Source organism: Sorangium sp. So ce327, from assembly GCF_051530205.1.
GTDB lineage: Bacteria > Myxococcota_A > Polyangia > Polyangiales > Polyangiaceae > Sorangium > Sorangium cellulosum_B.
This window is the reverse complement of the sequence record NZ_CP150330.1, coordinates 12,744,709-12,756,998: the sequence shown is the minus strand read 5'-3', so window position 1 is coordinate 12,756,998 and position 12,290 is coordinate 12,744,709. Positions and strand designations below refer to the sequence as shown.

The following is a 12,290-nucleotide window of genomic DNA, read 5'->3' as shown; positions in this document are numbered from 1 at the left end:
ACCGCGCCCGGCCGAGCGCGATCGACGTGGACGGGCGCCCCCCGCTCTACGGGGTCGGGCTCGCGTCCGGGGCCGGCGGAGGCTGGGGCGGCGGGGCCGCTTGCTCCTCTTCCGCGGCCGCCTCCTCACCGGACTCGCCGGAGACGATCCGCTGGACGTCCTCGCACCGGCCGTCCGGGTACTTGGCCACGTACTCCTTGGCCATCTGAGAGGCCTCTTCCTTGTGGCCGGCGACCACCTCGGCGCGGATGCGCTTGCAGAACGAGTCCTCCGCGAGGTTGCCCTCGGGCGACAGCGAGCGCGCCTGCTCGTAGTACTTCGCCGCCAGCGCCTGCTCTCCCATGCTCGCGTACAGATCGCCGAGCTTGTAGGCCGCGATCGGCGCGTTCGCGTCGCTCGGGAAGCCCTCGACCACGCGCGCGAACGCGCGCATCGCCGCGGCGCGATCGCCGCCCTTCCCGCGCAGGAGGTCGCTGAGGTCCATCAGCTCCCTCGCCGTCTTCGCGGAGGCGATGGCGCCGTCGATGCCGCCGGCCTGCTGCTGCAGGCTCTGCAGCGCCTCGGCGACGTTGCCCGCGTTGTACCGCGCGCGCCAGTCCGGCGCGGCCGAGGCGGCCGGCGCGGCGGCCACCGGCGGCTCGATCGGCGCGACCTCCGCGCTCGAGCGCGGGAGCGACGAGGCGCGGGCGCGCCGCGGCTCCGGCGGCGCCACGACCGCGATCCGCTGCCGGATCGGCACGCCCTCCTCGGCGTCGCCGCGCCCGAGCTCCCGCGAGCCGGCCGGCGACGTGAGCTTGACCGAGCCGTCCGCGACGTTGACGTCGATCGCGTCCACGTTGTGCTTCACGCGCAGCACGCTGCCCGCCGCCGCCGCGAGGCGGGCCTCGCCGGCGACGATCGCGAGCGCCGCCGTGCGCGTCCCGCTCACGGTGTCGAGCCACGCCTCGCCCTGCACGAGCCGCAGCGTCAGCGCGCCGCCGTCCGCCTGCTCGACCTCGACGGTCGTGCCCGCCGTCAGCGAGATCCTCCCGCCGCCCGGCAGCTGGAAGGTGCGCCCCTGCGAGCCCGCGGCGAACACGTCGACGAGCGACGGCGCGTCGTCGGCCGGCGCCACGGCGGTGGGCCCGGGCGCCGCGCGCTCGTCGCTCCAGATCGCCTTGCCGAGCCACAGGCCGCCGCCGAACGCCGCGAACGTCGCCGCCGCGAGCATCGCGGCCATGCCCGCGCGCCGCGGCGACGAGCGCTCGCGCGCCCCGAGGTCGTGCTCGATGCGGTCCCAGACGCGCGCGATCCGCTCCTCGGTCGCGTGGTCGCGCAGATCTGCCGGGGCGATCCGGGGTAGCCCTCGCCGGCTCATGATGAGACCTCGCTGCTGGTTGAATCTACAAAATGACCGTCGAGGAAGTGTTGCGCCCGCGAAATCCGCCGCTTGACGGTCGCGAGCGAGCAGTCCGTCATCTGCGCGACCGTCTCGAGATCGTGCCCCTCCACCGAGCGGAGGATCCACGCGATCCGGTCGTCGGCCGGCAACGTCTGGAGCAGGGCGTAGATCTGCGCGATCTGCGCGCGCGCGTGGGGCGACGCGGCCGGGCTCGCCAGGGCGTCGAGATCGACCGGCTCGCTCGACTTGCCCATCCCGAGCACGCCGAGCAGCCGCGCGCGCCGCATCCGCGAGCGGACCTTGTGGACGATGATCGACCCGAGCCACGCGCGGAACGCGGCGGGATCCACGAGATCGTCGAGGCGCTCGAAGGCGCGGAGGAAGGCGTCGTGGACGATGTCCTCCACGTCGCGCGCAGAGCCCTCGATGCGCGTCGCGAGGTGGATGGCGAAGGCGACGTGCCGCCGGTAGAGCTGCTCGAGCGCGCCCGAGTCCCGGCGGGCGCCGAGCACCACGAGCTGCGCGTCCGGCAGCTCCGCGAGGCCCGTTCCGCGATCGGCCGGCCCGGTCGCGGCGGAGGACCGCCGGTCCTGGGCGCGCCGGCCCTCGCCGCGGCCGCGCTCCTCCGGAGCGAACGCGGGCCCGGCGTCGCCCATGTCCTCCTGGGCCTCCGCGGCCGGGGCAGCCGGGGCGGCAGGTTCGACAAGGCGCAAGCGCCCTCGCTGAGGTCTCAGAGCCATGCGTTCGTACCAGGGGACATGACTGGAAATGTACAGCAGACGGTGATCGCGGTGCCCTCGCGGGAGGCGGAGCAGCGGCCCGGGCGGAGCGCCGGGCCCTGAGCTCCTGTCCAGAGCGGCATCAGGAGCGCCCCGAGGTTCCCACACTTTTCTAGACGCCTGGTCGGGCCCGGGCGGCTCATCGAAAAAACTGTGAGCCGTTCTGGCCCCCCGCGGCGTCTGGGTGGTGGCCGCCGGATTTGCGTGCGGTTCACACGCCTGTTGGTTGAGGGTGGTCTACCCGCCCCATTTTCGGAGGATTCCATGAAGAAGCTCGTTCTTGCGCTCGTCGCCGTGTCGTCCCTCGTCGTCGCCTGCGGCGGCAGCGCCCCGGCCCCGACCGACCCGGGCGCGGCTCCGGCGGCTGACCCGGCGGCGGCTCCGGCGGCTGACCCGGCGGCGGCCCCCGCGGCCGACCCGGCGGCGGCCCCCGCGGCCGACCCGGCGGCGGCCCCGGCGCCGGCCGACGCCCCCAAGTGAGCTCTCTGCGCGGCGCGTCGCTTCCTAAGTGAAGCGCGCACCGCGGAGCGCTTTGGGCGACGCCTCTCCGGAGGCGCCGCCCTCTTTTATTTTGTGCCCCTCGTCGCGCATGCGCCCCCGCCCCGCGGCTCCGGCGCCGGCGCCGGCGCGCCCGTGCTTTGGCGCCCCCTGCGGGGCGTCTCCATGTATGTTCCGTCCGCGCGCGTTCCCGTGGACGGCTCATCGCGGCGCCGCTGCAGCCCACGAGCCGGTCCCGCTTTTTCTGACAACCCGACCTCTCGTGTCCCCGGGGCTGATCGTATGGGTACCACAAGCCGGCTGAGCTTCCTGCTGCGGTCCGGGCGGCATCGCCCTGGCTTCCTCTCCTCGCGCGCCTTCGCCTGGTCTGCGCTCGTCGCGCTCGCGGGGGCCTCGCTCGGGGCGGGCTGCGGCCGCACCGAGACGTGGGAGTACGACAGCTCGTCCGGCGCCGAGCCCTCGGCGTGCGGCGACGGCGCCTGCAACGGCGCGGAGGACTGCCGCTCCTGCGCCCCCGACTGCGGCCCGTGCCAGGGCCCGGGGTGCGGCGACGGCGCCTGCTCGGGGACGGAGACGTGCTCGAGCTGCGCGAGCGACTGCGGCCCGTGCCCGGGGTGCGGCGACGGCGCCTGCAACGGCGCGGAGGACTGCGGCAGCTGCGCTGAGGACTGCGGCCTCTGTCCGCGCTGCGGCGACGCCGCCTGCGATCCGGCGAGCGAGTCGTGCTCGACGTGCCCGGGCGACTGCGGCGTGTGCCCGAACTGCGGCGACGGCGTGTGCAGCGGCGCCGAGACGTGCGCGACGTGCGCGGGCGACTGCGGGGTCTGCCAGGGCTGCGGCGACGGCGTCTGCTCGCCGCGGGAGGACTGCCGCTCGTGCGCCCCCGACTGCGGCGTCTGCGAGGCCTGCGGCAACGGCGTGTGCAACGGCGGGATCGAGAGCTGCTTCTCTTGCCCGGACGACTGCGGCGCCTGCGCCACGTGCGGCGACGGCATCTGCTCGGGGCCGGAGACGTGCGCGTCCTGCCGGCGCGACTGCGGCGTGTGCTCGGTGTGCTCGAACGGCGTCTGCGAGAGCTTCGAGACCTGCGGCATCTGCCCCCAGGACTGCGGCGTGTGTGAGCCCGTGGACTGCCAGGAGGTCGTCACCTGCGCCGCCCGGTGCATCGACAGGGACCGGATGCCGCCGGAGTTCAGCGTCGCGTGCGTCTCCAGCTGCATGTCGCGGGGCTGCCCCAACGCTCAGTTTTTCGCCGATCAGGCCCTCTCGTGCGCCTTCAGGTCGCTCGCCGCCTGCAACGGCGACTTCGCCTGTATCCAGAAGCGGTGCGGCGTCGAGCTCTCGGCCTGCGCCCGGTCCACCTGCTGATCTCGCCCCGGGGCCGGCGCGGGCGTCCGCGTCTTTCGCCCTCGGCCGCCCTCACCCGCCCTCGCCTCACGCGTCGTCGAGCAGCTCCTTGGCCGTCAGCTCGCTGGCCGCCCGCCCGTGCTCGTACTCGAGCAGGCCGAGCGAGGCGTAGCGCGGCCGCATCCTCGCGGACAGAAGGCCGATCCGCTTCAGGTTCGGCACGATCCGCCGGAACATCGTCCGGCGGAAGAACCCCATCAGGTCGCTCTTGAGCATGAGCTCGTCCCACGCGCAGCGCGTCATGCGGTGAGCGTAGAACTCGTCATAGAACTCGTGCGCCAGGAAGCGGTTGCGCAGGAGCACCGACAGGTCGAACGCCCAGTCCTCACGCTCCCTCCGCGCCCGCTCGTCGATGCCCTCGCGGTAGAACCTGCTCAGCGCGAGCACCCCGTAGTGGACGTGGCGCGCCTCGTCGGTGATCACCGACCGGAGGACGTCCTTGAGGAGCGGCTCGCTCGTCACCTGTCGAATCGAGCCGAACGCGCCGAGCGCCAGGCCCTCGATCATGATCTGCATGCCGAGGAACTTCATGTCCCACCGGCCGTCGCTCATGATCGCGTCGATGACGACATAGAGGTTGTCGTTGATCTCGTAGAGCTTCTCCAGCTTCTGCGTCAGGTAGGCGTGGAACACCTCGACGTGGCGCCCCTCGTCGGCGACCTGCGTGCTCCCGTAGAGCTTCGCGTCGAGCGACGGCACGCACTCGGTGATCTGCGACGCCGCGAACAAGGCGCCCTGCTCGCCGTGCAGGAACTGGCTCAGCATCCAGGAGAGCAGCCCGTGGCGCTGCGTCGCGCGCTCCCGCTCGGAGAGCCTGCCCCAGGCGGGCAGCTTGGACGGCGGCATCCAGCTGTCGGGCAAGAGCGGCATTGCCGGGTCGAGCCAGTCGACGCTCCGCGACCAGTCGAGGTCTGTCGCAGCGTCCCACTGGGACGTCTTGGCGAGGTGGTAGAGCCTCGCCATGTCGGGGTCGTCCCGCCCGTAACTCCAGTTAAAGCTGGCCTCGTATCCAACCGAGATATCGGTCGAGACCACGCCCTTGCCCCGCCGCTGGACGAAGCCGCGGAAGGCGGGCCCGAGGAGCGAGGCGAGCACACGGACGTTACCGCTGCTCGACGCGTCGCGAAGGAGAGGGGCGGAATCAAGGAGGGTCTGGAGTGCTTGCTGGAGGCGCATGGACATGAGAGCTTTCCGGAGCGGCGAGGCGCGGGTGCGAGGTCGAGCGCCCCGCGGGCGGCCCTTATAATGGCACCTATCGTGGAGCGGCAATCGCCCCTCGCTCGTTTTTGCGTCGTCATATCGACTCCGGGAGCTCCCGAGTCGGCCAGGGGGTCCACGCCGAGCGCGCGCCCGTCGCCGGCCTGACATCGCGCGTCGCGGGGGCGCGGCGCGCGTCGCTGGAGGGCCGACGCTGGCCGCGTCAGAGCGCGCGGCACCGCAGCGTCGGCGCCGGCGAGGAGCAGTGCCCGGAGAGCTCGCCGATCAGCAGGAGCCCGGGCGGCCCCGCGGAGAGCTCGAGTCCGCCGATCCCGCGGACCGCCGCCTCCGTCGCGCAGAGCGCGTGCACCGCGTCGACGGGCGCCCACGCCCCGACCCGGGCCAGGTCGCCGCCGATGATCTCCGGGTGGTTCGCCGAGCGCACCACGACCTGCCCGGCGTGCAGGCACAGGTTCGTGTGCACGCGCGTGTCCGGGCCGCTCCTCAGCGCGATCTCCTCGTGGAGCGAGGCGGCGATCTCGATCACCGCCGCGCGCTCCAGCAGCGACTCCCGCAGCTCGCCGGAGAGGAGCCGCACGGCGAGGATCTCGCTGCCGGTCACGGAGACCAGCGTGAGACCGGCGTCCCGGAGGCGCTCCTCCGCGAGGTCGAGCACGAGGCCGAGCTCCTCGGCGAGCGCGTCGTCGAGATCGTCGGCGTCGGTGCGCACCCGGAGATCGAGGTAGATCGCGATCGCGTCGGTCTCGAGCTCCGGCATGCTGCTCCGCCCCGACGTCGGCTCGCCGACCGCCTCGCGCAGCGTGTGGAGGAAGCTCTTCACCGAAGGATAGCGGTGCTCCGGCTGCTTCTCCATGCAGCGCAGCACCACCGCGTCGAGCGCGGGCGGCAGCGGGGTCCGCCGGCTCGGGCGCGGCGCGGGCTCCTCCAGGTGCTGTCGGAGCAGCTCGGTCGCGTCCGGCGAGTAGAACGGGAGCTTGCCCGTGAGGAGCCTGTGCAAGAGGACGCCGAGCGCATACACGTCCACGCGCGCGTCGAGGACGCCGCCGAGGATCTGCTCGGGCGCCATGATCGTGAGGGTGCCAGGCGCCCTCCCCGCCGTGGTGAAGCCGCTCGCCCCCTCGTCCGGCTCCATCAGCTTGGCGATCCCGAAATCGAGGAGCTTGACCGCCCGCGGGGCGCCCCGCGAGACGAAGATGTTGCTGCCCTTCACGTCGCGATGGATGATCCCGGCCGCGTGCGCCGCGTCGAGCGCCGAGCAGACCGGCTCGAGCAGCTCGAGCGCCTGCTCCGGCGAGAGCCGCCCCTCCTGCCGGAGGAGCACGTCGAGCGTCACCCCGTCGAGGTGCTCCATCACATAAAAGGGCCGGCCGTCCGCGAGCTCGCCGGCGTCATGAATCTCGACGATCCCGGGGTGATTGAGCAGCCGCACCACCTCGATCTCGCGCAGGAAGCGCTTCACCATCTTCGGCGACGCGGCGAGCGTCCCGTGGAGCACCTTCATCGCCACGCGCGCGCCGGTCTGGAGGTGAATGGCCTCGTACACAGCCCCACATCCGCCCCGGGCGATGGGCGACACAACGCCGTACTCACCCGCCCGCGTGCCGCACTGCAGCTCGCCTCGGGAAAAGGATCTCTCCTCCAGTGAAAATGCCCGCGTCTCGTTATCTCGTGTCGCCAAAGCATCCATCGTCATAACCCCCCCGATGCGACTAAGGACTCACCCGAGCGAGGATTTTCTCCGCGCCAGACGGCCGGGTTGGCGCTACACGCCGCTTCGCCAAGTGGTACAGTAAATCCATCGTTATCCTTACGGTAGCCTATTCCATGTGCTAGCAGAACGGGGGCGGAGGGGGACAGATGAAGAGGCGAATCCGAGCGCTGTACGCGCACACGTTTCTGTTGGCTTCATTGCCGTGCTGCGGTGGCAGCGACGGATTTCCCGCGGAGTGGGGGTCGGTCGACGAGGTCTCAAGTGCGCTCCTGAATCACAACGCGCTGAACCCGAACGCCCTCAACCCGAACGCCCTCAACCCGAACGCCCTCAACCCGATTGCGCTCGCCCCGAACAGACTCGCCTCGAACGCCATCTCGGCGGCGGTCCGCGCCGCCATCACCCGCCCAGGGGAGCTCGGCGCGATGTCCAGGCAGCTCCTTCAATACATCGTCGGCTGCGCGCTGACCCCGTCGCAATCGTTCAGGTTCTCGTGGCGCGACGAGCTCGGCGAGCTGCGCGAGGAGGTCTACCCGGGGTACCTCGGGCTCGCGGCGAGCTGGGCCATTGCTCCGCTGAGCGAGTCCCGGGAGCAGTGGGTCTCGGCCTGCGTGGCGTCGCGCGCCAACCGGGCCGGGGTCTCGGTGATGATCTCGTCGCGCGCGGCGCACCTCGCCCTCAGGCACCCGGACGCGAGCGAGGTCGAGTCGTATCCGATGGAGGAGGGCGCGTTCTGGGGCGATCTGTTCGCGACCCCGCCCCGCCTCTATGCCTGCTACAACGAATCCAACGTGGAGAGCTCTCGGGCCCTCAGCAGGGACTGCGCCGCGGGGCTCGCCGAGCCCGGAGGGGGCGTCCGAGAATGCCCGAACATTCACATCGTGGGCTCATGCGATCTCGCGTGTGACGCGCTCAGCGCGGCCGGCGGCTATCGCCCGAGCTGCACCGACGATCGAGGCGAGTCGTGGCCCGCGGTGATTACGACGTTCCTGCCATGAGGCCCCCATGTTGCCCGATGCTCGTCGAGGCGGAAGCGCGGCTCGCTCCGGGGCGCCCGCCGCGCGGTGCAAGGAGTGCGGCAGGCGCGTCGCGCACGCGGATCCGGGGTGTCCAGAGCACGGCCCCGTGGTGCGGCAGGCGAGCCCCGAGCCCGGCGCGCCCGGCGGCGCGGACGAGCCCAGCGGCAGCTGGCTGAGCGCGACCGCGCTGCCCAGCATCGAAGGCTACCGGGGCGTCCGGCTCGCCGGCGCAGGCGGGTTCGGGGCCGTGTTCGCGGCCGAGCCCGAGGAGGGCGGCCCGACCGTGGCGATCAAGGTCGCGCGCGCCGACCAGCCGGACGCGAGCGCCCGCCTCGTCAAGGAGATGCGGGCCCTCTACGACGTCGGGCCGCCCCACGTGCCCGCCGTCTACGGGTGCGGCCAGCTCGCCTCGGGCGCGCCGTACTTCGTCATGGAGTACCTCGACGGCCCCACGCTCGCCGACCGCCTCGTGGCGCGCGGGGTCGCCGGGCCGATGCCGGCGCGCGAGGCGTGCGCCCTCGCGCGCGGCGCGCTCCGGGCCCTCGAGGCGATCCACGCGCGCGGCTACGTGCACCGCGACGTCAAGCCGGAGAACATCTTCGTCGCCGGCGCGCCGCTCGCCGCGCGCGCCGGCGACGGCGGGCACCGCGCCACCATCATCGATCTCGGCCTCGCCGCGGGGCACCGCGAGCCGTCGCCCCGCCTCACCGCCGAGAGCGACGCGCCCGGCACCGCCGAGTACATGGCCCCCGAGCAGTGCGACGGCCGCGGCGACGTCGACGCGCGCGCGGACGTGTACGCCCTCGGCGCCGTGCTGTTCGAGCTGCTCACCGGCAAGCCGCCCTTCTGGGGACCTCCCGCCCTGGTGCGGCAGGACCACCTCGGCCGCCGCCCCCCGCGGCCCTCCCTGATCGCGCCGATCTCGCGCTCGCTCGAGGAGATCGTGCTCCGGTGCCTCGCGAAGGACAGGGGCCAGCGCTTCGCGAGCGCCGCGGCGCTCGGCGCCGCCCTGGAGAGCTTCGAGCGCGGCCAGGAGCGCCGCCCCTCGCGCGTCAGGAGCCCCACCACCGATCCGCCGCCGCCGAGCGCCCGCGGCGTCGAGCGGCGCGCCGTCGCGCTCCTCTTCTTCGAGGCCGAGCTCGACGTCGTGGCCCTCCAGCGGAGGCTCAGCGCGCTGGGCGGCGAGCTCGCCCACGCCGCGGGCGGCCGCTTCGTCGCCGTCTTCGATCACGCGGACGGCGCGAGCCCGCTGCGCCGCGCGGCGCACGCCGGCCGCGAGCTCGAGCAGCAGCGCGTCCTCTCCCGCGGGCTGCTCGACCTCGCGACCGTGTCCGTCCAGCCGCGGCCCGACGGCACGCGGCGGTTTTTGAGCCCGCTCTTCCACCGCGAGGATCGGCTCGCGGCGGGCGGCCCTCTGGGCCTCACCCTGTCGCCGGCGGCGGCGGCGGCGCTCGGCGACGACGCCTCCCAGGCCCCGGGCGACGGCCTCCCCCCGCCAGGACCGGCCTCCGCCCAGCCCGGGCTGGGCGCCGCCCTGCCCGACGCCGACACCGCGTTCGACTCGAGCTCCCAGCCGCTGTTCGGCCGGAGCGACGTGCTCGACGCGCTGGTCGCGGGCGCGCGCGACGCCGTGGCGACCGCGACGCCCACCATCGCCAGCGTCATCGGCGTGGCCGGCCACGGCAAGAGCCGCCTCGCCGGCGCGCTCGCGCAGCGGCTGCGCGCGATCGAGGGGCGCGCCGAGGTGATCGAGCTCCGGACCGGCGAGCCGGTCGCGGGCGGGGCCGATCGCGTCGTCCGGGAGATCCTGCAGCGGGCGCTCGCGCTGCCGTCGTCCCCTCCGGCGGACGGCGGCAGCGCGCTCCTCCGGCGCCGCCTCGCGGGCGCGCAGCAGGCGCGGCTCGGGGCCGCCGTGGCGCTCGCGCTCGGCTGGATCAGCGACGACCCGCTCGCCGAGGAGCGCTACCCGGAGCTCCGCGCGCTCTCCGCGGCGCCCGGCGCGCTCCGCGCCGCGCTCTCCGTGGCCGCCGGCGAGGCCCTCCGCCGGCGATCGCGCCGGACGCCGCTCTTCGTGGTGCTCGACGACGCGCACGTGGCCGACGACGCGGCGCTCGCCGCGCTCGAGTACGCGGCGCTCGCCGAGGCGCAGGCGCCGCTCTTCATCTGCGCGTTCGGGCGGCCGAGCTTCGAGAGCGCGCGCCCCTCCTTCGGCGAGCGCGCCGCGCGCCGCGAGACCTACCGCCTCGAGGCGCTCGATCGCGAGAGCGCGATCGCCCTCTGCCGGCGGCTGCTCCTGCCCGCGGAGGACGTGCCCGAGCCCGCGGTCGCGCACCTCGTCGAGCGCGCGCAGGGCGTCCCGCTCCTGCTCATCGAGCTCGTGCGCGGCCTCAAGCGGGGGGGCGTCGTGCGCCGGCACCCGCGGGGCGACGCGTGGTACCTCGCCACCGACGAGCTCGATCGGCTCCCCGACATGCCGCTCCTCGACTGGCTCGCGCTCGGCGAGATCGACGCGCTCCCGCCCGCGCTGCAGGCGCACGCGCGGCTCATCGCGCTGCTCGGCCCCGACGTCGCGGTCGCCGAGGTGGCCGGCGTGCTCCACCGGCTCGACGAGCACGGCGAGGCCGACGACCTCCCGCTCGACGCCGCGGTCGCCGTGAAGCGCCTGATCGCCGCGGGCCTCCTCGTCCAGGACCGGCGGGGCCGCATCGGCTTCCGCCACGCGCTGGTCCGCGAGGCGGTGGCCCGCGGCGCGCCCGAGCCGCTCCGCCGGCGCGTCCACCTCGCGGCCTTCAAGCTGCACCGCGACGCCGCGAGCGACGAGGCCGGCGAGCGCGACGCGCCGCACCTCAAGAACGATCGCCTCATCCCGTTCGCGCACCACGCCGCCCAGGCGGGCCTCGGCGAGATCGCGGAGATCGCCTACCTCTCCCTCGCGGAGCGCGCGCGCGCCCGGCACGCCTACCTCGACGCGGAGACGCTCTACACCCGCGCCCTGGAGCAGCCGATCGAGCCGACGGCCCCCGGCGGAGGCCCGCCCAGCCGCCGCGCGCCGGGCGGGGTGCGCCCCGACCGCGCGGCCGCGCACCGGGGCCGCGGCCTCATGCGCTACCGCCTGGGCCGCTACCACGACGCGCTCGCCGATTTCGCCAGCGCGCGGGCCATCGCGCGGGCGCGCGGCGACATCCGGGCGCAGATCGACATCCTGCTCGACGAGGCCACGGCGCTCGACTGGATGGACGAGTTCAAGAGCTCCGAGGAGCGCGTCGAGGAGGCGGGCGTGCTCGCCGACGAGATCACGCTGTCGCCGGCGCTCACCGCGCGCCTCGCGCTCGGCGCCGGGCGCACGCTCCACCGCTTCAGCCGGGAGGAAGAGGCGGCCGCCGCGCTCGAGCGCGCGGCGGCGTCGGCCGCCTCGCTCGGCGACGACGGGTACGAGACGCTCGTCATCTCGCTGCTCATGCTCGGCTTCGTCCTCCAGGGGCTCGGCCGGCTCGACGACGCCGAGGACGCGCTCGGCCGCGCGATCGCGCTCTGCGAGGCGCACCACGACACGCTGCACCTCTGCGTCGTGACGAACAACCGCGCGCTCCTCTGGGCGTGCCGCGGCGACAAGGCCCGGATGATCGCCGACCTCGAGCGGGTGCTCGCGCTCGCGCGCGACCTCGGCCAGGGCGCGCTGGAGCGGGTCGGCGAGTACAACCTCGGCGAGTACCTCTACCTCATGGACGACCTCGCGGCGGCGGGGCCGCACATCGATCGCGCGCTCCAGATCGAGCGGCACCGGTTCTGCGGGGTGTGCCGGCCTGTCGCCTTGCTCCTCAAGGCCCGGTTCCTCTTCTTTTGCGGCGAGCAGGCCGAGGCGCGCGCGCTGTTCGAGCAGATGCGCGAGATGCAGGAGCGAGCCAGCGCCGAGGGCCAGGCCGACGCGCTGATGGTCCCCTCGGAGGCGGTGCTCTGCGCCATGATCGATCTGGCCACGCAGGACGGGGGCTCCGCGGACGACGCCGCGTGGGACGCGCTCGTGGACCGCTCGGCCCAGAGCTCCGTGGGCCAGGAGCACATCGAGGTCCTCGAGATCCGCGCGGTGACCGCGCTGCGCCGCGGCCGGCTCGCCGCCGCGCGCGGCGCGCTCTCGGCCGCGCTCGAGGCCGCGGAGCGCATCCCGAACGTGATGGGCGACCGGCTGCGCCGCCACGCCGCCGCCATCGCCGAGCGCGAGGCGGCGGAGGCCGCCCTGGATCAGGCGACGCAGCCGGCGTAGGCAGGCCGCCCGGGCG

General features: G+C 74.2%; 8 protein-coding genes. 4 read left to right on the top strand and 4 right to left on the bottom strand.

The window, feature by feature from the left end; all coding sequences use genetic code 11:
- Positions 1 to 46: 46 nt before the first annotated feature.
- Both WME95_RS47760 and WME95_RS47755 read right to left on the bottom strand, forming a co-directional pair.
- Positions 47 to 1,357, bottom strand: coding sequence for a FecR domain-containing protein (locus tag WME95_RS47760; protein WP_437905817.1), 1,311 nt, complete (start codon positions 1,355 to 1,357; stop codon positions 47 to 49).
- Complete coding sequence (locus WME95_RS47755; protein ID WP_437905816.1) at positions 1,354 to 2,121, bottom strand: RNA polymerase sigma factor; 768 nt, start codon at positions 2,119 to 2,121, stop codon at positions 1,354 to 1,356. Before WME95_RS47755 ends, WME95_RS47760 begins: the two co-directional genes overlap by 4 nt.
- A 303-nt stretch (positions 2,122 to 2,424) precedes the next feature.
- Between WME95_RS47755 and WME95_RS47750 the strand changes: the two genes are divergently transcribed.
- Together WME95_RS47750 and WME95_RS47745 are read left to right on the top strand one after the other, a co-directional pair.
- A complete protein-coding gene (locus WME95_RS47750) occupies positions 2,425 to 2,640 on the top strand; it encodes a hypothetical protein (protein ID WP_437743007.1) in 216 nt (71 codons plus the stop codon).
- A gap of 300 nt (positions 2,641 to 2,940) precedes the next feature.
- On the top strand, positions 2,941 to 4,026 hold the full coding sequence (locus WME95_RS47745) for a hypothetical protein (protein ID WP_437905815.1): 1,086 nt from the start codon (positions 2,941 to 2,943) through the stop codon (positions 4,024 to 4,026).
- A gap of 66 nt (positions 4,027 to 4,092) precedes the next feature.
- Here the strand turns inward: WME95_RS47745 and WME95_RS47740 are convergent, their stop codons facing one another.
- Complete coding sequence (locus WME95_RS47740) at positions 4,093 to 5,247, bottom strand: ferritin-like domain-containing protein (protein WP_437547597.1); 1,155 nt, start codon at positions 5,245 to 5,247, stop codon at positions 4,093 to 4,095.
- A 238-nt stretch (positions 5,248 to 5,485) separates the two neighbouring features.
- Positions 5,486 to 6,970: a serine/threonine protein kinase gene (locus WME95_RS47735; protein ID WP_437905814.1), complete on the bottom strand. Its 1,485-nt coding sequence runs from the start codon at positions 6,968 to 6,970 to the stop codon at positions 5,486 to 5,488.
- 170 nt (positions 6,971 to 7,140) lie between these two features.
- Here WME95_RS47735 and WME95_RS47730 point away from each other — a divergent pair, with 170 nt between their 5' ends.
- Positions 7,141 to 7,992, top strand: a complete 852-nt coding sequence (locus WME95_RS47730) for a hypothetical protein (RefSeq protein WP_437905813.1) — start codon at positions 7,141 to 7,143, stop codon at positions 7,990 to 7,992.
- A gap of 7 nt (positions 7,993 to 7,999) precedes the next feature.
- Positions 8,000 to 12,274 (top strand): serine/threonine-protein kinase, encoded by a 4,275-nt coding sequence (locus WME95_RS47725; RefSeq protein ID WP_437905812.1) that lies wholly within the window; start codon positions 8,000 to 8,002, stop codon positions 12,272 to 12,274.
- Positions 12,275 to 12,290 lie beyond the last annotated feature (16 nt).

What these genes read in the sequence shown, in the direction of transcription:
- WME95_RS47760 (WP_437905817.1), bottom strand. Translation starts at nt 1,357, where the DNA reads ATGAGCCGGCGAGGGCTACCCCGGATCGCCCCGGCAGATCTGCGCGAC.
- WME95_RS47755 (WP_437905816.1), bottom strand. Translation starts at nt 2,121, where the DNA reads ATGGCTCTGAGACCTCAGCGAGGGCGCTTGCGCCTTGTCGAACCTGCC.
- WME95_RS47750 (WP_437743007.1), top strand. Translation starts at nt 2,425, where the DNA reads ATGAAGAAGCTCGTTCTTGCGCTCGTCGCCGTGTCGTCCCTCGTCGTC.
- WME95_RS47745 (WP_437905815.1), top strand. Translation starts at nt 2,941, where the DNA reads ATGGGTACCACAAGCCGGCTGAGCTTCCTGCTGCGGTCCGGGCGGCAT.
- WME95_RS47740 (WP_437547597.1), bottom strand. Translation starts at nt 5,247, where the DNA reads ATGTCCATGCGCCTCCAGCAAGCACTCCAGACCCTCCTTGATTCCGCC.
- WME95_RS47735 (WP_437905814.1), bottom strand. Translation starts at nt 6,970, where the DNA reads ATGGATGCTTTGGCGACACGAGATAACGAGACGCGGGCATTTTCACTG.
- WME95_RS47730 (WP_437905813.1), top strand. Translation starts at nt 7,141, where the DNA reads ATGAAGAGGCGAATCCGAGCGCTGTACGCGCACACGTTTCTGTTGGCT.
- WME95_RS47725 (WP_437905812.1), top strand. Translation starts at nt 8,000, where the DNA reads ATGTTGCCCGATGCTCGTCGAGGCGGAAGCGCGGCTCGCTCCGGGGCG.